The sequence below is a fragment of the Legionella brunensis genome (assembly GCF_001467025.1).
GTDB lineage: Bacteria > Pseudomonadota > Gammaproteobacteria > Legionellales > Legionellaceae > Tatlockia > Tatlockia brunensis.
Genome location: NZ_LNXV01000004.1, coordinates 393,791 through 411,329, shown reverse-complemented (window position 1 = coordinate 411,329; position 17,539 = coordinate 393,791). Strand labels below are relative to the sequence as shown.

Sequence of the window (17,539 nt, the reverse complement as noted above, 5' to 3'; positions counted from 1 at the left end):
TTATTTTCAATTGGCTATAAGAGAAATAAAAATCAGTCCAGATTTTACTAATAGGTAAGATCATTTCGCGGTTTTATCGAAAATTTTAATATTAAAGCGATTATGAATCGCCAAGCCATAAATTTAAAGCCGGAGATTCACAAAAGAAAAATTGATCACTCGTGCTCTGGGGCGACAACAAAAATACCGGGAGCGTTGCGCAGATATTCATTATAATCCATCCCGTAGCCGAAAATATAATGATCATCGACTTGCAAACCTACAAAATCAGCTTGCTTTAAACCATTAGGGACCCGCTTGTGATGTTTATCGACTAAAACTGCGCTATAAACCTCACTAGCTCCCATTGTCTCAATTTCCCTGATAATTGCAGCTAAAGTCACACCACCATCCAGAATATCGTCAACCACTAAAACAGTCCTGTTAGCTAAATCAAGGCTTGGTTTTACCTTCCATTGCAACTCCCCTCCTTTTATGCCACCACAGTAACGGGTCGCATGAACGTAATCAACCTCCAGGGGAAAATCGAGACGGGGTAATAAATTTCCCATAGGCACTAAGCCGCCAATCATCACACAGAGGATAATTGGGTTTTTATCGTGCAAACGCTCATGAATATTAATTGCCATACGATCTAACGCTGCTTCAACTTCTTTAGTGGTAAAAAGACAACTTGCTTTTTCGGATACTTCTTTAATTTTACTTGGAATAGACATCAGGAATCCTAAGATTTTAAGGGGTTAATCTTTACGTTTGCTTGGTACTGGAAACATGCTTACTTTACTGTCTTCCGTTACTTTATCACGAACCTTGGCCACACCTTGTTTATTAACCTCGTCAATGCGAAAAACAGCATGCATAGGAATATAAGTGCGTTTAACACTATTAAACTCTATTTTTAAACGCTCTTCAGAGGGGTCAACAACAAGTGAAGTGTTTTCACCAAAAACAAATTCTTCAACCTCAAGAAAACCAAAAATTTCACTTTCACTTATTTTTCGCGCATAGATTTCATAGATTGCTTCTTGATTGGCAAAGGTTATACGGTATAACGATTTTTTTGACATGCAGGTTACCTAAAATTGAATCCAGTATTATTATAACGAATCTTATTAATCCTATCCAATCTTCCTATTTAAGTTACTAATTATCCTAAAACATAGATGCTCATTTATCACCAGAGCAGAGTGTCTGGAGCGGCATCCTTTCTCTATTTAATAGCTCCTCTTCAAGTTTTTCCGGAAGTAAATCTGTATGCCCAACTTCGCATTTTTGCACCACCAAACAATAAAAACCAGCAGGACAAGGCCACATCATTTTTCCAACTTCATTTAAAAACTCTAATCGATGAATTAGGCCTTCTTTATGAACAGGCGGAATAAAATAGAAGCTGGATAAATTGCATTGAACATAACCACGATGAAGCATAGCGCGTTTTATAAAAAAAACTGACATCGAATGAGTAGGTAAAGTACCAAAACAAGTGTGCCAACCAAAACGCATCAGTAGTCCCCAAAGGCTCATTGGATTTATACCAAAAAAAATGGCGTATCCCATAGGCTTTAAGATTCTATCAATTTCATCAATGGGATTTTTCTTATGAGTAAAAGCCTCCATGGTCAAAGGAGCAATAACACATTCGACACTATTTCTATCAAAGGGAATAGAATTAAATGCCGCAACTATCCCACTTGAGGGGTTGGAATAAGGAGTTACCAGCCATTTATGGCTGTAATGAAGAGCCTGCAACCAAGGATTAGTACCACAATCGCCCAGTTGCAATAACGTTTCTCCGTATAGAAATTCAGTCAGAGGTTCTAGTTCCGCCGTGAAAGCATCACCCACATGGCGACCCTGATCGGATAAAAACCATTTTTGAAGGGCTTGAAATCTATTTTTTTGTTCCTCAAAAGACAAAGTTTTGCCTCGTGGTTAAAGCAAATTATCTTTTTGTACCATACAGTTATACTCAGCAGCAAGAGCATTACACAAATGTTCTAAGACGTATGGCTGAATCGTTAATGGCGTTCTAAAAAACTTAGTAAATTATTAATCTCAGCTATTAATGTTACATCCGCAGTACTATTGCCCATATTTTCATCAATGGCCAATAATCTTAAATTAATATCATCACGCCAATTTTTCAGAGCAACTATCCGCTCATCTATAGTCAGCTCCTCGTCGACTAATATTGAGGAGGGATGACTATAATGACGCGGCGGATTAGCAATTCGTTCAATATTCTCCATCATCTCTCCTAGTCACCGCTTTATTAATTATAAGTTTAGCATATTGCCTTTTTATTTAGGTTTGACTGAGCTATATTAGCAAGGCAAACATAAACGCAAAGTCTACTCATGGAAAGAATAAAACAAGAACAGCAGTTGCAGACTGTTGCTCAATTGCTGATACAAAGTAATTTGATTAGTAAGATAGAAATAATTGAATATCAGCATGCAGCACAATCATCAAAGCAAACGCTACTGCGATATCTAATCTCCAAGAATCTCTTTTCGGCACAACAATTAGCTCTCCTGCTATCAGAGCATTTTGGTATTTCTTATTTTGATTTAGATTCAATTGATTTTGATTTAATTCCTTGGCAATTGATAGATGAAAAATTGATGCGTCGGCTTCATGTAGTACCCGTGTTTATCCGTGGAAATCACTTATTTTTAGCGCTTGATGATCCAAGCTCTCAAGCATCAATAAAAGAGGCTCAATTTCACACCGGACTGTATTCAATACCGATTGTTGTAGAAGCTCCAAAGCTTACTCATCTTATTGAACGAATTTGTCAGCGCAAGCTAAGCCAAGGCCCAACTAATTATCTGGAGACAACTAGAACAATAGAGCATATTGAAATAACAACAAGCTCTGATGAGATGGATACCAGTGTAAATTTTAAAGAAGATGCACCAATTGTTAAATTTGTTAACAAAATTCTTCTAGATGCAATTAAGAGAAAGGTTTCCGATATTCATTTTGAACCCTACGAAGACAGTTATCGTATTCGTTACCGTCTAGATGGTGTTTTAGTAGAGGCAGCAGTACCTGCGAATAATTTGGCAAACAGAATTACTGCTCGTATTAAAATTATATCTAACCTCGATATTGCTGAGCGCCGTATCCCACAAGATGGCCGATTTAAAATGAGACTATCAGATACCCTTTCCATAGATTTCAGGGTTAATGTTTGTCCTACCGTTAATGGGGAAAAAGTCGTCGTTCGTATTCTCAACCCAGACACTCCTAAAATTGATATCGAAGAGTTAGGATTTAATGCTTTTCAAAAAAAAACTTTCTTAGCGGCTATTGAGAAACCACAAGGCATGATTCTAGTAACTGGGCCAACAGGTAGCGGTAAAACCGTCTCGTTATATACTGCACTGGCTTTATTAAATACTGATGAAAAAAATATTTCTACTGCCGAGGATCCCGTTGAAATAAAAATAACCGGCATTAATCAAGTCAATATTAAACCCAAAGTAGGATTAACATTTGCAAATACGTTGCGCTCTTTTTTGCGGCAAGATCCAGATATTATTATGGTAGGTGAAATTCGTGACTTAGAGACAGCAGAAATTGCCATTAAAGCAGCACACACTGGGCATCTTGTTTTGTCTACTGTGCATACTAATAGTGCAGCTGAGACATTAACGCGTCTAAATAACATGGGAATTGCTCCCTTTCACATTGCAAGCTCAATAAGCCTTATCATTGCTCAACGTTTAGTAAGGCGTTTATGTGAGCAGTGTAAACTATTACGAGACGATCTCTCCACTAAAGAACTAACTCACCTTGGACTTAGTGTGAATACAAAACTCTATAAAGCTTGCGGTTGTAAACAATGTATTAGCGGATATAGCGGGCGTATTGGCTTATTTGAAATGATGCCAATTTCATCATCAATTGCCAACCTAATTATTGCCGGGAATAATTCGTTTGATATTTTTCAACAAGCTCAAGCTGAGGGTATGTTAACACTTTATGACTCGGGTATTGAGAAAGTTCGGCAAGGAATTACTACCATTGAAGAATTAAATCGAGTGATTGTAAATTAAAAAATGAAGCAACATAAAAACTTTAGCTATCATTGGCAAGGCATGGATAAGAGAGGACAAAAGGTCAATGGTACATTTCAAGCGCCAAACCTTGTGCATGCTAAATTTGAGATCGAGAAGCAAGGTATCTCTATAAAAAAAATCACAAGAGAACAAGCATTGATTGCTTTTTTCTCAAAGAAAATCAATATTAGCGACATTGCAGTTTTCAGTCGACAAATGGCTACTATGATGGAGGCAGGCATCCCATTAATTCAATCATTTGATATTCTGCAGAAAGGTCAATCCAAACTAGCTATGAAGCAATTAATAGCCGAGATCAAAAGAGACATTGAAATGGGAACCACCTTTGCTGAGGCCTTAAATAAACACCCTGCTTTATTTAATAATTTGTTTTGTAATCTTGTTGATGCGGGTGAAAAATCCGGCTCCCTTATAATCATGCTTGATAAAATAGCTGATCATCAAGAAAGGTTGGAAGGCATTCGCAGAAAAATTAAAAAAATTTTAACTTACCCTATTGTCGTTTTATTTATAGCACTACTTATCACAGCTGGACTTTTGATTTTTGTAATTCCTCAATTTACTGCCATATTTAACTCTTTTGGAGCAGAGCTACCATTTTTAACACGATGCATTATCGGTCTATCGAACTTTTTTCAAGAAAGTTGGTATTTCCTATTCAGTGTTTTTGTTTTGGTCATTTTTATCCTCCTGCATGCTAGGAAACATTCTTTATACCTTTCTAGATACATGGATCTCTTACTCTTAAAACTCCCCTTTTTCGGATCGATTATTCAGAAAACAATTATTGCACGCTTTGCACGAACTATAGCAATCACTCTTTCAGCTGGACTTCCCCTAATACAATCATTGCAATCCGCAACTGCGGTCATGGGTAATCATATTTATTGTCTGGCCAGCGATCATATTAAAGATGCTGTATCCTGTGGCCAGTCAATCCAAGTAGCTTTAGAGAATACTGCTTTATTTCCTCCAATAGTTGTACAGATGGTAGCCATTGGTGAAGAGTCAGGCATGCTTGATCAAATGCTAAGTAAGATTGCTGATTATTATGAAGAGGAGGTTGATGATACGATTGGAAATTTAAATATTTTGTTAGAACCGCTTATCATGTCAATATTAGGAGTTGTAGTTGGTGTTCTGCTATTAGCTTTGTACGTTCCTATTTTTAAACTTAGTTCAATCATGTGAGTATTATGTTTGGTCATTTTGAAATTATTCAATCACCCCTAAGTTATATCTTCTTAGCTCTTTTTTCACTAGCAATCGGCAGCCTTCTGAATGTTATTATTCACCGACTGCCAATTATGTTACGTGCTGAAATGGACAAGGAGTGCCGCGCCTATCTGGAGCTACCACCAGGTTCCGATGTGAAAATCAATTTATTTTTTCCCAGATCGTTTTGCCCTACTTGCAAAACAACAATATCGGCTTTTAATAATATTCCCATTTTAAGTTATTGCCTACAGCGTGGTCGTTGCAAACATTGCGGACACGCTATTTCCATCCGCTATCCTATTGTGGAATTATTATCTTGCTTGCTTGCTTTATTTTCGGCCTGGATATTTGGTTTTGGCCTACCGCTTTTTTTTGCCTTGTTATTTAATTGGCTCCTCATCTGTTTATTTTTTATTGATTTAAAACATCACTTGCTACCGGATGCTTTGACTTTAAGTTTACTTTGGCTTGGTCTAATTGCTAATACCCAATCACTATTTACTACCCTTCCTGATGCTGTTTTAAGTTGTGCTATCGCTTATCTCAGCTTGTGGCTTTTTATAAAATTGTTCTATTTATTAAGAGGCAAAATAGGCATGGGAAATGGAGATTTTAAATTGTTTGCAGCTTTTGGTGCTTGGTTTGGTTGGACTCAGTTGCCTTTAATCTTACTTTTGGCCTCTTTGCTAGGAGCAATTGTTGGCATTATTTATCTTAGACTGCAGAAAAAAGAGAAGGATACCCCTATTCCTTTTGGTCCTTTTCTTTGCTTAGCAGGATTTTTCTCTTTATTTTGGGGCAAAGCAATTATGAGTTGGTATTTGAAACTATATGCGTAGTACTAGAAACTTAAGCTGCATTAATGATTTAGTTATTTAATGCAGCTTAGACATCATTGTTTCAGTATTTGTAAAGATAAACTTTGACTCTAAATTATGTCGATTTTAAATTATTTTTTAGCTCCTGTTCTACTTGCTCCGTTTCCGCGACCATTGGTCCTTTGGCATATGTAAACAAGGTAAATCTACTACCGGTAGTATAATTGATTGCCTTAATCACTAAGTTAGCAATTGATTTTAGGAGATTAGTTAAATATGCGCCCCCAACCCAATTCTTTTTCCAGAATAGATTTACTCTCATGATGATAAAAACTGGCTTATGTTATGTTCTCTTCAATGCGTTTAATCATGTATGGAAAGAAAGGATTTGAAGCAATGCGAAGAATAGCATCCAAACTTACAATAAGTACATTACGTTCTCCTCGTGTAGCTGTTGCACCTAATTGAATACCATAGTCTTCAGTGGGATCAGGCTGTAAGCCGTATAAACCATCATTGATTGGAAAAGGGAGCGCTACATGCGATAGCGAGTAGACGTCACTTGGATAAGACAACGCTAGGGGGCGAAGATTTTCGTTAACTGCGTTAGCCTCAGTTACTCGTTCAGCAACCTCATTACTGTTGTCGCTAATGTTTGTAATAATAGTGGTACGAAATAACCTGGGAGGTTTATTCAGAAGTTGGGTTACAGCTGTATTTGCCGCTGGCCGTAGTAAAAGGCCGAATTTAGCTGCTCTATTAATATCAAATAATACCAGCTCGCTTCCATTAGCGGGAAGTTGAGCATAAAACGCAGAAATGATAGCTCGGGTACTCACGGTGAAGTCCACAACAGATTGAAAAGTAAGTACGGGAGGCAGCGAAGCTAAACGGTTTTCCGTAGCCAAGTATGTAATCTGTTGTTGGAGAGCCGTCGTTAAACGATATGATTGCCGTGCCCCATTGACTGGAAATGAGTTGTACTTAAAAGGATTAAATTCAGGCAATATACTAAGCCAAGCTGCCTTGGCAAATGGGGGTAGTATTGCAGGTAAACCAGCAAATCCTGCGAAACGAGCAAAGCGGGTAATACCCACCATTGGAGAAATTAAAACAATTTTGTCGACTCGGGTTAATTGATTATTTTCAATTGCATCAAGAGCATATTTTAGGGCAAGGGCACCACCATTGGAAAACCCTATAAGATGGAGTGGCCGTGACAAACCGATGCGTTTTCGTGCCTCTTTTATGGCTAATCTCGTTGCAGCCAGCCAATCCTCCCACTCAACATTCGTTAGAGCAGCTGGCACTGTGCCATGAGCCGGGAGGCGAATGGCTATTGCAACATAGCCATGGTCAACATATCGTCGGGCAATGTGGCGAAGACTATAAGGGGAATCAGTTAGCCCATGCAACAATACAACAGCCCCCAGAGGCTCACCACGTGGTTCTAATATGTATGAACGATTCCAATTATGAGAAAGTTTATCAGGATAGATAGAGCTTCCAGCGAAATATCGGTTAAATAGTACCTGCTCTTTCACATCTAACTTTTGCGTAACCTCAGTTCGTACGGCAGTAAAAATTGCATTTTCGGCCTTTATATATTGCTCCCAACTGAGTTGATCAATTTCTTTGGCATGCATTTCTTTGGGAACATAGGTATGCCATAACTCCAGAGAAGGTCCGCGTTGTGAATCGTATATTCGTATCCCAAGTAAAACGACAGCGCTTAGCGCAAGTAAAATGCTCGTAGATTTTAAGAATTTAAAAAATCTGGTTTTCATTACTTAGCCATGTAGAAGATTAACAACAATCCTTTGAGCGAATAAGAACTCGTCTATTTTAGAGTCGCGATAATATGACACCTCTAAAATTTTATTATTTATAATTAAGAGGTTTTACGATGCTTCATAATAGCGGCAAAGAATTCGGGTTTATTTAAGCCAATTTCAGCAAATATTTGTGGTACCTTCTCCCAACTATTTTCTTGTTCAATGCTAGCAACAACCAACTCGAAACCTTTATCCTTATCCGTACTCACACCCCAACCGTTAATATAGCAAAGACCGTGTAACCGCCTTGCTAAAACATGATTGAGCTTTTCTGCGGTTTGTAAATAGACAAGGGCTTCCTCATATAATTGTTTCATTTGCCGTTCATTACTAGGACTAGCAAAAAGTCCTTCAAGTTGCAGACGCTCCCTAAATTTTGCTTCATCTAATAATGACTTGGCTACCTCATATTGAGCATTGGCATCATCTAAAGCTCCTGCTCCACGTAGGCAGGCAATCACCATATCTGCAGCAAAAGGGTGTTTTTTGTGACCTAGCAGTGTCTTATAGATATTTGCTAATTCGTGATAATAACCAATTTCCTTTGCCAATACTTCATCCGACGGTTGATTATGAATACGATTTTGCTGCATGGATTTTAATTTTTTTGTTAATCTTTTAATTTTGAAGCGTTTTAAAAACATGCTATCTCCTATTCAGGCGAAGGGGTTGGTACAGCAAGCAACCATTGAATAATTGAAATGCCAACTAATATTAAAATGATCGCACCTAGAATTTTGAGAACAAATCCAAGCGTTTCCTGTATATCTTTTTTTAGTTCGCCTTGTCTTTCATTCTCAGCTCTCTTAGGTACGACGTTGTACAGACGATTATCAATATAATTTGATGCAAGATAAGAAATATAGCCAAAGATCAAGGCCGGTATAATAAATATTAATAAAATTAGCCAGGAAGCTCCTGTATCAGTAAAAGTATATTCTTCTTTTAACCATTCTCTCCAAATTGAAATGAATTCAGGAACATCATAAACCCAATCGAATAAAAGAAAAGGGAGAATATAAAAACTAAATGCAAATAAGCTTAAACTCAGCAGTAAGGTTATAATTCCGATAACGAAAAGAACGCTATTTTGCTGAAAACGATCATATTCCATAGTCTTACCTTGAGTTCTTAGTCATCACCAAATAAAAATCCATATTAATTTAAATTTCTGCAAAAATTGAGCCAACGCATTTAATAATAGCCTATTACAATAAGCTGTGAAGTTTTATTTTAATATTATGTGTTGCTTAAACTCTTTTGGCTATTTTCTTACTCACCTCTTCTGGAAGAAGACAAGCTTATCAATTAGAATCTTTGAAAGAAACTAATTTGCAGAGAAATTAATGAAACAACATGTATTTATGCTGTCGGATGGGACAGGTATTACCGCTGAAAACCTCGGCAATAGTTTAATCACACAGTTTGAGAATATTCAATTCGAAAAGCAAACTATCCCCTATATTGATTCTATTGCTAAAGCACAAACAGCCGTTCTTCGTATTAATAGTTGTTATGAGGAAACAGGAATAAAACCACTTGTTTTTATGACTCTCGTTAACCCTGACATTGTTAGTACTATCAAACAATCCAAGGCAAGCATTTTTGATTTATTTAATACTTTTATTGGACCCTTGGAACAAACACTCAATGCTAAATCCTCTTACACGGTTGGACGAACTCATGGCGTGGCAAATTACCAATTCTATGGGCAACGAATTGAAGCAGTCGATTATGCCTTAGCACATGATGATGGCATAAAGATACGAGATTATGATAAAGCAGATATTGTTTTAATCGGTGTTTCACGTTGCGGCAAAACCCCAAGCTGCCTCTATATGGCTTTACATTTTGGTATTCTTGCAGCGAATTATCCTTTCACAGAAGAGGATCTAACTTTATTTGCCTTGCCTGACTCGCTAAGACCTTATAAGCATAAGCTGTTCGGGCTCACAATAGATGCTGAGCGTTTGCAACATATCCGCACAGAACGACGTCCTAACAGCAAGTATGCTTCAGCAGAACAATGTCGCCTTGAGGTAAGTGAGGTTGAAGCAATGTATCAGCGTGAAAAAATCCCCTACCTTAACTCTACACGATACTCAATCGAAGAAATTGCAACAAAAGTTCTCGCAACGGCAGGAATTAAACGTAAATTTTAGGATTTAATAACATTTGACGCGATAAAGTTGGGCCGAAGCCCAACTTTGTTATGATTGCCAAAGAACCATAAAATCAGTAACAGACATTGCCGCCAAGGCATTCGTATCATTCATAGCCGCAGTAATTTTCTCTATATGCCCCGGGCTAAACCGTGTTGCCAAGTTATGCTTAAATTTAGTCAGTAACACAGCAATCCCATCTTCCCGGCGTCTCTTATGACCGATTGGATACTCAACAGTAACTAATTTTGATTCTGTCCCATCTTTAAATATCAATTTAATACTGTTAGCGATTGAGCGCTTCTCAGGATCATGATAATCAAGCGAAAATTGTTTATTTTCAGTAACATTCATTTTTGCACGCAGTTGATCAATACGAGGATCCGCAGCTGATATATCTTCGTAATGTTCTGCTCGTAAATCACCATGTAATAAACCAATAGCAACCATGTACTGTAAACAGTGATCTCTATCTGCAGGATTATGCAATGGACCCTGTTTGCTAATGATACGAATTGCAGATTCATGAGTAATTAGTTCTATCTTGGCGATATCATTAAAACGATCCTTGATTATGGGATGTAAAGCTACAGCACATTCTACAGCGGTTTGAGCATGAAATTCAGCAGGATAGGAAAGTTTAAATAAAACATTCTCCATTACATAGCTGCCATAAGGCCTTTGGAATTTGAAAGATTGACCATCAAACAAAACATCATAAAAACCCCATTTAGGTGCCGTTAAAGCACTGGGGTACCCCATTTCACCGGCTGCAGCAATTAAAGCCAAGCGCACTGCTCGAGCAGTAGCGTCTCCTGCTGCCCAAGATTTGCGAGAACCGGCATTTGGAGCATGTCTATAAGTTCGAAGACTTTGGCCATCAACAAACACCTGAGATAAAGTACGCAGTAACATATCCCTATCCGCACCCAATAATTGAGCAGCTACTGCAGCACTAGCAACTTTTACTAGAAAAACGTGATCTAAACCTACGCGGTTAAAACTATTTTCAAGAGCCAAACATCCTTGAATTTCGTGAGCTTTAATCATAGCCGTCAGCACTTCATGCATTTTAAATGCTGGTCGGCCATTCTTTAGATTTTGGCGACTCATGTAATCAGCTACAGCTAATATTGCGCCTAAATTATCAGAAGGATGTCCCCATTCTGCGGCTAGCCAGGTATCATTAAAATCAAGCCATCTTACCATCGTGCCAATATTAAATGCTGCTTGTACCGGATCTAATTCGTAATTAGTTCCAGGAACACGAGCACCATCTGACAACTGAGCACCAGGCACTACAGGTCCTAGCAGTTTCGTACATTCGGGAAAATTTAGAGCCAACATTCCGCAACCCAATGTGTCCATTAAACAAAGACGCGCAGTTTCGTAGGCATCTACACTTGTAATTGGAGTATTTAAAACATAATCAACAATATCTCTAATCACTTGGTCATAATCAGGCTTAACATTATCTTCAACATAAGAATGCATATTAACCTCTTGTATCAATAGCAGTAAATTTTCTAGGCTCAGGACCGATGTATTCAGAAGTAGGTCTTATCAAGCGGTTGTCAGCTCTTTGTTCAAACACATGAGCAGACCAACCGGTTATACGTGACATAACGAAAATGGGGGTAAACAAAGAGGTAGGAATGCCACAGAAATGATAAGCAGAGGCACTATAAAAATCGAGATTAGGGAACAACTTCTTTTCTCGTCTCATAACTGCCTCAATACGCTCGGATACATTATACAAAAGCATATCATTTTTAGCCTCGGCCAATTTATGCGACCAGGCTTTAATTACATCCGAGCGGGGATCAGATACTGTATAAACACGGTGACCAAAACCCATGATTTTTGCTTTTCTTTCTAGCATTGACATCAGTTCTTTTTCTGCGTCATCAGGACTTTTAAACTGCTCTATAAGCTCCATTGCTGCTTCATTTGCGCCACCATGTAATGGCCCTCGCAAAGTGCCGATTGCTGTCGTGATAGCTGAATAAAAATCAGATAAAGTTGCAGCAGTTACCCTTGCCGCGAAGGTTGATGCGTTAAACTCATGCTCTGCGTAAAGAATTAATGAGACATTCATCATATCACATTCAAGTTTGGTGGGCTTTCTGTCATGTAAAAGGGCTAGAAAATGACCACCAACAGTTTGTTCCTCACTTTCCCCAGAAATTTCTTTGCCTTGGAAATGAAAGGCATACCAATAACACATCATCCCCGGAAATAAGGCAAGTAATCTATCTGCAATATCATATTGCTGAGAGAAATCTTTCTCAGGTTCCAAGGTGCCTAACATAGAACAGCCAGTTCTTAGAACATCCATCGGGTGAGCATTTTTTGGAATTAATTTCAAGACAGCTTTTAGTGCCTCAGGAATTTTTCGTAACCCTACTAATTTTTTTGTATACTCATTGAGCTTCGGGCGCGTCGGTAACTGGCCATAATGGAGTAAATAAGCAACCTCTTCAAAAGTTGCATGTTCTGCTAAATCATAAATTGAGTAACCACGATAATTCAACCCTTTACCTTCTTGTCCTACCGTAGCTATAGCTGATTGTCCGGCTACTACCCCAGCCAATCCTGCTCCTGACTTATTGACCATCCTCACCCTCCATTAATTGGTCCAGTTTTTTTTCATAATCGTGGTAACCGATAACATTATATAAATCATTACGCGTTTGCATACTATCGAGCAAATCGCGTTGCGTTCCCTTTTGTTTTATAGCTTTGTAAACAGTTAAAGCTGCTTGAGACATCGCTCGAAATGCACTCAGTGGATATAGAATTAACTGAATTCCTGCTTCATTAAGCTCTTCTCGAGTAAATAAAGGTGTTTTGCCAAACTCAGTAATATTCGCCAAAACAGGGACAGTAAAGTGACTGCAAAACTCCTTGTATTCGGCTAGGGTAGTCATCGCCTCAGGGAAGAGCATGTCAGCGCCTAACTCGACACAAAGCTGGGCACGTTCAATTGCTGCAGTCATTCCTTCAACAGCATAGGCATCTGTACGCGCCATAATTACAAAATCATCATCTGTGCGTGCATCAACAGCGGTTTTTATTCTGTCTCCCATCTCTTCCATGGAAACTATTGCTTTGTTTGGACGATGCCCACAGCGTTTCGCAAGAACTTGATCTTCAATATGAATGGCAGCGACATCTGCTCGCTCCATAAGTTTAACAGTTCTTGCAATGTTAAATGCATGCCCCCATCCTGTATCCACGTCGACTAAGAGCGGTAAGGAGCAAGCTTGAGTAATGCGTCTTGCATCTTCCAGAACCTCTGCAAGACTTGTCATGCCTAGGTCAGGTAATCCATAAGAGGCATTGGCGACCCCCGCACCTGACAAATAAATTGCTTCACATCCGGATGATTCAGCTAACATGGCTGCATAGGCGTTGATAGTGCCCACAATTTGAAGTGGAGCATTATTTTGGACAAGAGATCGAAAACGCTTTCCCATAGAACCAGACATTAATATTCACTCCTTGACATTGTGAACCGCTTTTTTATCATGCTCCCACACTCATGGCAAGGTAACTCGATAAAAACATCTGCTTTGAAAAAATAATGAAATAGCCCGAGTTAAATCGGACTATTAGCGAACAATTACTTAGCAGGCATCTCTTTCCACCAATTTGTTTTTGTTTCAGTAGCCCAATGCCCATCCCTCATGCGAGCTACAAACTCATGAGTCTTTTCAGGAGAAGAAGACTTCATATCTAACTTAATGCACCAATCCCAATCACCAGTGGTAGACCACATTTTTTCTACGCCTTCCCACTTCGCCATAGCACTTAATTCTGACCATGATTTGTTAGTTTTCATGAAAATTACACTATTCCAAGCATTCATTTTTTACCATCCTTAGTTAAAAATCACGAATTAGCATATGCTTAACAGCTAAGCCCATCCAGCATAAAGCAAATATCTTTTTCTTTCTATGTATTTCTCAGAAATTTTTAGTGCTGATTTTCAAAGAGAAAACCCGAATAATTATCATCGACAATTAAGACAAGTTATTAGTAAATTATGTGCAACATAATTTAGTGTGTACACAATGAAATTATCCTATCTTTTTATTTTTCTTTTTATTTTCAACTGCTTAATGCCCAAGCAACTTTGGGCTATACAAACGGTGGAAAGAGTGTGGTCTACGCTTGGATTAAATACACAAATAGGAAAGTTCTCTTATCAATTAGAACCGCAATTACGTGTTATAGACCAACCTAATCTATTTGACCAATTTCTTACAAATTTTAGCGGTGGATATCAATTTTCCCCCCAATGGAACATCGCACTAGGAACGACTTCGGTCACAACAGCGCAAAATCCCGGTTTCAGTCCCAGTACTCAAGAAATGCGGTTATGGCAGCAAGTGACTTATACACAAAAACACTTTCCGGGATTTATGATACGCTCGCGCATTGAAGAAAGAAAACGTCTAGATGCTAGCGCAATTGGCTATCGTCTAAGAGAGCGCATTACCCTTAAGAAAAAATTGACAGACAGTCTCAGTTTAGTTGGCTTTGAAGAGTTTTTTATAAATATAAATCAACCCAACTGGCTCCCTACTCAAACAGTTGATCAAAATCGAATCTTAATTAGTCTTGATCAGGCGGCCTCGAAGACCCTCACGGTTGGAGCGGGATATCTATATCAATATATTTTTTCGAATCCAAGACAAGCAAGTCATGTAATCTCTTTGTATGCTCAGATTACCCTTCCTAACGAACCTAATTAAATCACTAAATGTCCTTTTAAGTACCATTTACAATGTCCAGAAAGATACACTCTCTCATCTAAAACTTCGCAATGAACCTCTCCCTTTCGGAAAGAGCCTTGAATTGCACGCAATGTATTTTTATTAAGCTTATCAGCCCAGAATGGAGCCAAAACACAATGCGCTGAACCTGTAACAGGATCTTCAGGAATATTGTGTTTGGGATAGAAGCAGCGGGAATAGAAATCAGCCTCACTACTATTAGCAGTTAGAATCAACCCCCTCTTGGGTAATTTCGCTAAGGTTCTAACATCAACTTGAGCTTGAAATACCTTATGCTCATCAGCAAGCAACACCATATAGTCAAGTTCGCTCTCATAAATCTCAACACAGGATTGATCGATCAATAAAGCAATTGTTTCCGGGGATTTACTAAGTTGGTAACTTAAACGGGGAAAATCTAATGTATAACGAGCGCCCTTTTTTCTTACAGCTAATGGACCACTTTTACTGGAAAAATCGACTGCATCACCTTCACATTTCTGCAATTCATGTAAAACAAAACCAGCCGCTAAAGTAGCATGGCCACACAAACTGATTTCCCCTCTTGGAGTAAACCAACGAATATGAAATCCTCTTTTATCCTCAATAATGAATGCGGTTTCAGAAAGATTATTTTCAACAGCAATAGCTTGCATGAGCTCGTCATTCAGCCACTCATTTAATAAACAAACTGCAGCTGGGTTACCGTGAAAAATTTTATCGGTAAAGGCATCTATTTGAAAAATCTCAATACTATGCACGGTATACCTAATTAAGTAGCTAATGATGCGCGAAGAGTAACGATCTCGAATAGGATAAGCAAGAGTCCTGATGAATTTTCCTGAATTTCTATTAACAATAGATGACATTTGATCTGCCATTAAGGAAGTAAGTCCTGCAGCATTTGAATCGAGTTGGCGTGTTAATGCATTAGGTTTATTTGCAATTAGTCAGGCGGTCATCCCTGAGATAAAAAGAAAAGGCCAAGGCAAAATTATTGTGATAGGTGCAACAGCTTCAAGACGCGGTGCAATTAAAACAACAGCTTTTGCTTCTGCGAAGGCAGCACAACGCAGCCTAACTGAGTCTATGGCAAATATTTGTGGCCCCTGGGCATTCATGTGGCCCTTGTGATTATTGATGGTGTGGTCGACTTACCAAAAACTCGTGAAGCTATACCTGATAAAGCAGATGAGTTTTTTGTCAAATCTAAGGGCATTGCAGATACTGTTTTTTGGCTAACAAATCAATCTCCTTCTGCATGGTCCTTTGAAGTTGAGACACGTCCTTTTGCGGAAACATGGTAGCGAGGGTAATATCAAAAATTAAAATATTGCGGGCGGATCTGGCCAGGAAATTAACGTCGCCTGAAGAACTAAAGCGTGATTATGTAAGGTATCCTTTGCAGCATAAAATAACGTGACAGGTTCATGCCTTGCTGTTTCTTTAATGGACTCAATTAATTCTTGGTGATTTTGTAACTCGTCTATATAGAGTCGAGCAAAATTAATCCACTTTTCAGGTTTATGATCAAACCATTTGCGTAGTGAGGGACTTGGGGCAATTTCCTTTAGCCACAGATCAAAAGCAATACTGCTTTTCTTAATACCTCGAGGCCAAAGCCTGTCGATAAGGATCCAGACTCCTTCCTTGTGTGGGGGTGGAGTATACACTCTACAAATAGATATATTTGCGTCCACTATTATTCACATACTCCCTCTTTAAGAAATCGTTATACTATTTTTTGCGCTAGAAGATGGCCAAATAATCCCTGCAATGGCCTTCCAGACTCATCTAGCTTATGAAGTAACCCTACAGTTTCTTTATATTCTAGTATCGACCAACCACAGTTCTGATATAAATGATAAAGCTCTTCTTTTTCCGGTAAAAAAGTAAATGAAGCAGGCAGAGAGTAAAGCTCAGATTTTATAGGGAATACCAAAAAGTGATAGCCTTGCTTCATCGTTGCATACTGCAACTCATTCAATAAAGAAGGTATACGCTGAGATTGTAGGAATTGTAAACTCACCGTTGAAAATACAAAATTAAAATGCTCTTTCTCTAAATTTAAAGGTTGGTTTAAATCATGAGCCAGTGCTTGAACTTGAGTTAAGCTTTCTTTTTGCGCAATCTCTACAATTTGCTCAATTGCCGATTTGTTAATATCGATGCCCTTTATTAAATGACCAGCTAAGGCCAGATATAAAAGATTTCTTCCAGAACCGCAACCAATATCTAGAATAGTCAATTGATCTTGATGAGGTAAATAAGCATGGTAAATATGGTGCAAATCGCCATGAACAGCTCCTAGGCCATATTTTTTGCTGAAATAACGATGTTTTTTGCAGTAGAACTTCAGCGAAGCTTTAAAATCCCCACTCGCTGGTATAATTTTATGCCATGATGCAGGAGGAATAAGTAAATGAGGATTTTCTTTATTAAGCCGGGTGCGAGCAAGCTCTTGTTCAGAACCACTCAAGAAAACAAAATCGATGTCTCCCTCTTCTAAACAAAGACGACCCCAAGTTCCTTCTTTAGTGCTATGTTTTTCCAGAAAAAAATTAAGCTTGCCATGACTTTCTATTAGGGTTTCTTTATAACAAATTAAATCGCTACTCACAGTTAACATATTGTGCT

At 38.4% G+C, this 17,539-nt stretch carries 21 protein-coding genes; 7 read left to right on the top strand and 14 right to left on the bottom strand.

Annotated features, from left to right (window positions below):
- Nucleotides 1–155: 155 nt before the first annotated feature.
- The 4 genes from Lbru_RS03510 to Lbru_RS03495 all read right to left on the bottom strand — a co-directional run bounded on the left by Lbru_RS03510 (nt 156) and on the right by Lbru_RS03495 (nt 2,252).
- Complete coding sequence (locus Lbru_RS03510; RefSeq protein WP_058440787.1) at nt 156–716, bottom strand: hypoxanthine-guanine phosphoribosyltransferase; 561 nt, start codon at nt 714–716, stop codon at nt 156–158.
- A 24-nt stretch (nt 717–740) separates the two neighbouring features.
- Nucleotides 741–1,067 carry a DUF1820 family protein gene (locus Lbru_RS03505; RefSeq protein ID WP_058440786.1) on the bottom strand — a complete coding sequence of 109 codons (327 nt, stop codon included), beginning with the start codon at nt 1,065–1,067 and terminating at the stop codon, nt 741–743.
- 100 nt (nt 1,068–1,167) lie between these two features.
- Nucleotides 1,168–1,917, bottom strand: coding sequence for a methyltransferase domain-containing protein (locus Lbru_RS03500; protein WP_058440785.1), 750 nt, complete (start codon nt 1,915–1,917; stop codon nt 1,168–1,170).
- A 101-nt stretch (nt 1,918–2,018) separates the two neighbouring features.
- Nucleotides 2,019–2,252, bottom strand: coding sequence for a hypothetical protein (locus Lbru_RS03495; protein WP_131793508.1), 234 nt, complete (start codon nt 2,250–2,252; stop codon nt 2,019–2,021).
- Between the two features lie 105 nt (nt 2,253–2,357).
- Between Lbru_RS03495 and pilB the strand changes: the two genes are divergently transcribed.
- From pilB to Lbru_RS03480, 3 genes are read left to right on the top strand one after another with little or no spacing between them, the layout of a single operon-like run.
- A complete protein-coding gene (gene pilB, locus Lbru_RS03490; RefSeq protein WP_058440783.1) occupies nt 2,358–4,064 on the top strand; it encodes a type IV-A pilus assembly ATPase PilB in 1,707 nt (568 codons plus the stop codon).
- Nucleotides 4,065–4,067: 3 nt separating this feature from the next.
- Nucleotides 4,068–5,279, top strand: a complete 1,212-nt coding sequence (locus tag Lbru_RS03485; protein WP_058440782.1) for a type II secretion system F family protein — start codon at nt 4,068–4,070, stop codon at nt 5,277–5,279.
- Between the two features lie 5 nt (nt 5,280–5,284).
- Complete coding sequence (locus tag Lbru_RS03480; protein WP_058440781.1) at nt 5,285–6,145, top strand: prepilin peptidase; 861 nt, start codon at nt 5,285–5,287, stop codon at nt 6,143–6,145.
- 317 nt (nt 6,146–6,462) lie between these two features.
- Here the strand turns inward: Lbru_RS03480 and Lbru_RS03470 are convergent, their stop codons facing one another.
- The 3 genes from Lbru_RS03470 to Lbru_RS03460 form a co-directional block, all read right to left on the bottom strand.
- The gene (locus Lbru_RS03470; protein ID WP_058440779.1) at nt 6,463–7,911 is read right to left on the bottom strand and encodes an alpha/beta hydrolase; all 1,449 of its coding nucleotides are present in this window, start codon (nt 7,909–7,911) and stop codon (nt 6,463–6,465) included.
- 104 nt (nt 7,912–8,015) lie between these two features.
- On the bottom strand, nt 8,016–8,603 hold the full coding sequence (locus tag Lbru_RS03465; protein WP_058440778.1) for an SEL1-like repeat protein: 588 nt from the start codon (nt 8,601–8,603) through the stop codon (nt 8,016–8,018).
- Between the two features lie 8 nt (nt 8,604–8,611).
- Nucleotides 8,612–9,073, bottom strand: a complete 462-nt coding sequence (locus tag Lbru_RS03460; RefSeq protein ID WP_058440777.1) for a hypothetical protein — start codon at nt 9,071–9,073, stop codon at nt 8,612–8,614.
- 232 nt (nt 9,074–9,305) lie between these two features.
- On the opposite strand from Lbru_RS03460, the gene ppsR reads away from it, so the two are divergent.
- On the top strand, nt 9,306–10,121 hold the full coding sequence (gene ppsR / locus Lbru_RS03455; protein ID WP_058440776.1) for a posphoenolpyruvate synthetase regulatory kinase/phosphorylase PpsR: 816 nt from the start codon (nt 9,306–9,308) through the stop codon (nt 10,119–10,121).
- Nucleotides 10,122–10,169: 48 nt separating this feature from the next.
- Here the strand turns inward: ppsR and Lbru_RS03450 are convergent, their stop codons facing one another.
- The 4 genes from Lbru_RS03450 to Lbru_RS03435 form a co-directional block, all read right to left on the bottom strand.
- Complete coding sequence (locus Lbru_RS03450; protein WP_058440775.1) at nt 10,170–11,615, bottom strand: bifunctional 2-methylcitrate dehydratase/aconitate hydratase; 1,446 nt, start codon at nt 11,613–11,615, stop codon at nt 10,170–10,172.
- Between the two features lies 1 nt (nt 11,616).
- A complete protein-coding gene (gene prpC / locus Lbru_RS03445) occupies nt 11,617–12,738 on the bottom strand; it encodes a bifunctional 2-methylcitrate synthase/citrate synthase (protein WP_058440774.1) in 1,122 nt (373 codons plus the stop codon).
- Nucleotides 12,728–13,612 carry a methylisocitrate lyase gene (prpB, locus tag Lbru_RS03440; protein ID WP_058440773.1) on the bottom strand — a complete coding sequence of 295 codons (885 nt, stop codon included), beginning with the start codon at nt 13,610–13,612 and terminating at the stop codon, nt 12,728–12,730. The genes prpC and prpB overlap by 11 nt, the downstream gene beginning before the upstream one ends.
- 134 nt (nt 13,613–13,746) lie before the next feature.
- Entirely contained in the window at nt 13,747–13,992 is a 246-nt protein-coding gene (locus Lbru_RS03435) for a hypothetical protein (RefSeq protein WP_058440772.1), read from the bottom strand.
- Between the two features lie 205 nt (nt 13,993–14,197).
- Here Lbru_RS03435 and Lbru_RS03430 point away from each other — a divergent pair, with 205 nt between their 5' ends.
- Nucleotides 14,198–14,881 carry a DUF2490 domain-containing protein gene (locus Lbru_RS03430; protein WP_058440771.1) on the top strand — a complete coding sequence of 228 codons (684 nt, stop codon included), beginning with the start codon at nt 14,198–14,200 and terminating at the stop codon, nt 14,879–14,881.
- Here the strand turns inward: Lbru_RS03430 and Lbru_RS03425 are convergent.
- Nucleotides 14,878–15,771: a PhzF family phenazine biosynthesis protein gene (locus Lbru_RS03425; RefSeq protein WP_238583813.1), complete on the bottom strand. Its 894-nt coding sequence runs from the start codon at nt 15,769–15,771 to the stop codon at nt 14,878–14,880. The genes Lbru_RS03430 and Lbru_RS03425 overlap by 4 nt on opposite strands.
- A gap of 10 nt (nt 15,772–15,781) precedes the next feature.
- On the opposite strand from Lbru_RS03425, the gene Lbru_RS17990 reads away from it, so the two are divergent.
- Entirely contained in the window at nt 15,782–16,036 is a 255-nt protein-coding gene (locus tag Lbru_RS17990) for an SDR family NAD(P)-dependent oxidoreductase (protein WP_202967532.1), read from the top strand.
- The gene (locus Lbru_RS17605) at nt 16,024–16,209 is read left to right on the top strand and encodes a Rossmann-fold NAD(P)-binding domain-containing protein (RefSeq protein ID WP_058440770.1); all 186 of its coding nucleotides are present in this window, start codon (nt 16,024–16,026) and stop codon (nt 16,207–16,209) included. The genes Lbru_RS17990 and Lbru_RS17605 overlap by 13 nt, the downstream gene beginning before the upstream one ends.
- A gap of 18 nt (nt 16,210–16,227) precedes the next feature.
- Here Lbru_RS17605 and Lbru_RS03415 read toward each other — a convergent pair whose 3' ends face one another.
- Nucleotides 16,228–16,602 (bottom strand): DUF488 domain-containing protein, encoded by a 375-nt coding sequence (locus tag Lbru_RS03415; protein WP_420795297.1) that lies wholly within the window; start codon nt 16,600–16,602, stop codon nt 16,228–16,230.
- A gap of 32 nt (nt 16,603–16,634) precedes the next feature.
- Entirely contained in the window at nt 16,635–17,531 is an 897-nt protein-coding gene (gene tehB / locus Lbru_RS03410) for an SAM-dependent methyltransferase TehB (RefSeq protein ID WP_058440768.1), read from the bottom strand.
- Nucleotides 17,532–17,539 lie beyond the last annotated feature (8 nt).

What these genes read in the sequence shown, in the direction of transcription:
- tehB (WP_058440768.1), bottom strand. Translation starts at nt 17,531, where the DNA reads ATGTTAACTGTGAGTAGCGATTTAATTTGTTATAAAGAAACCCTAATA.
- Lbru_RS03510 (WP_058440787.1), bottom strand. Translation starts at nt 716, where the DNA reads ATGTCTATTCCAAGTAAAATTAAAGAAGTATCCGAAAAAGCAAGTTGT.
- ppsR (WP_058440776.1), top strand. Translation starts at nt 9,306, where the DNA reads ATGAAACAACATGTATTTATGCTGTCGGATGGGACAGGTATTACCGCT.
- pilB (WP_058440783.1), top strand. Translation starts at nt 2,358, where the DNA reads ATGGAAAGAATAAAACAAGAACAGCAGTTGCAGACTGTTGCTCAATTG.
- Lbru_RS03470 (WP_058440779.1), bottom strand. Translation starts at nt 7,911, where the DNA reads ATGAAAACCAGATTTTTTAAATTCTTAAAATCTACGAGCATTTTACTT.
- prpB (WP_058440773.1), bottom strand. Translation starts at nt 13,612, where the DNA reads ATGTCTGGTTCTATGGGAAAGCGTTTTCGATCTCTTGTCCAAAATAAT.
- Lbru_RS03505 (WP_058440786.1), bottom strand. Translation starts at nt 1,067, where the DNA reads ATGTCAAAAAAATCGTTATACCGTATAACCTTTGCCAATCAAGAAGCA.
- Lbru_RS03460 (WP_058440777.1), bottom strand. Translation starts at nt 9,073, where the DNA reads ATGGAATATGATCGTTTTCAGCAAAATAGCGTTCTTTTCGTTATCGGA.
- Lbru_RS03495 (WP_131793508.1), bottom strand. Translation starts at nt 2,252, where the DNA reads ATGATGGAGAATATTGAACGAATTGCTAATCCGCCGCGTCATTATAGT.
- prpC (WP_058440774.1), bottom strand. Translation starts at nt 12,738, where the DNA reads ATGGTCAATAAGTCAGGAGCAGGATTGGCTGGGGTAGTAGCCGGACAA.
- Lbru_RS03465 (WP_058440778.1), bottom strand. Translation starts at nt 8,603, where the DNA reads ATGTTTTTAAAACGCTTCAAAATTAAAAGATTAACAAAAAAATTAAAA.
- Lbru_RS03425 (WP_238583813.1), bottom strand. Translation starts at nt 15,771, where the DNA reads ATGTCATCTATTGTTAATAGAAATTCAGGAAAATTCATCAGGACTCTT.
- Lbru_RS03485 (WP_058440782.1), top strand. Translation starts at nt 4,068, where the DNA reads ATGAAGCAACATAAAAACTTTAGCTATCATTGGCAAGGCATGGATAAG.
- Lbru_RS03450 (WP_058440775.1), bottom strand. Translation starts at nt 11,615, where the DNA reads ATGCATTCTTATGTTGAAGATAATGTTAAGCCTGATTATGACCAAGTG.
- Lbru_RS03435 (WP_058440772.1), bottom strand. Translation starts at nt 13,992, where the DNA reads ATGAATGCTTGGAATAGTGTAATTTTCATGAAAACTAACAAATCATGG.
- Lbru_RS03430 (WP_058440771.1), top strand. Translation starts at nt 14,198, where the DNA reads ATGAAATTATCCTATCTTTTTATTTTTCTTTTTATTTTCAACTGCTTA.
- Lbru_RS03480 (WP_058440781.1), top strand. Translation starts at nt 5,285, where the DNA reads ATGTTTGGTCATTTTGAAATTATTCAATCACCCCTAAGTTATATCTTC.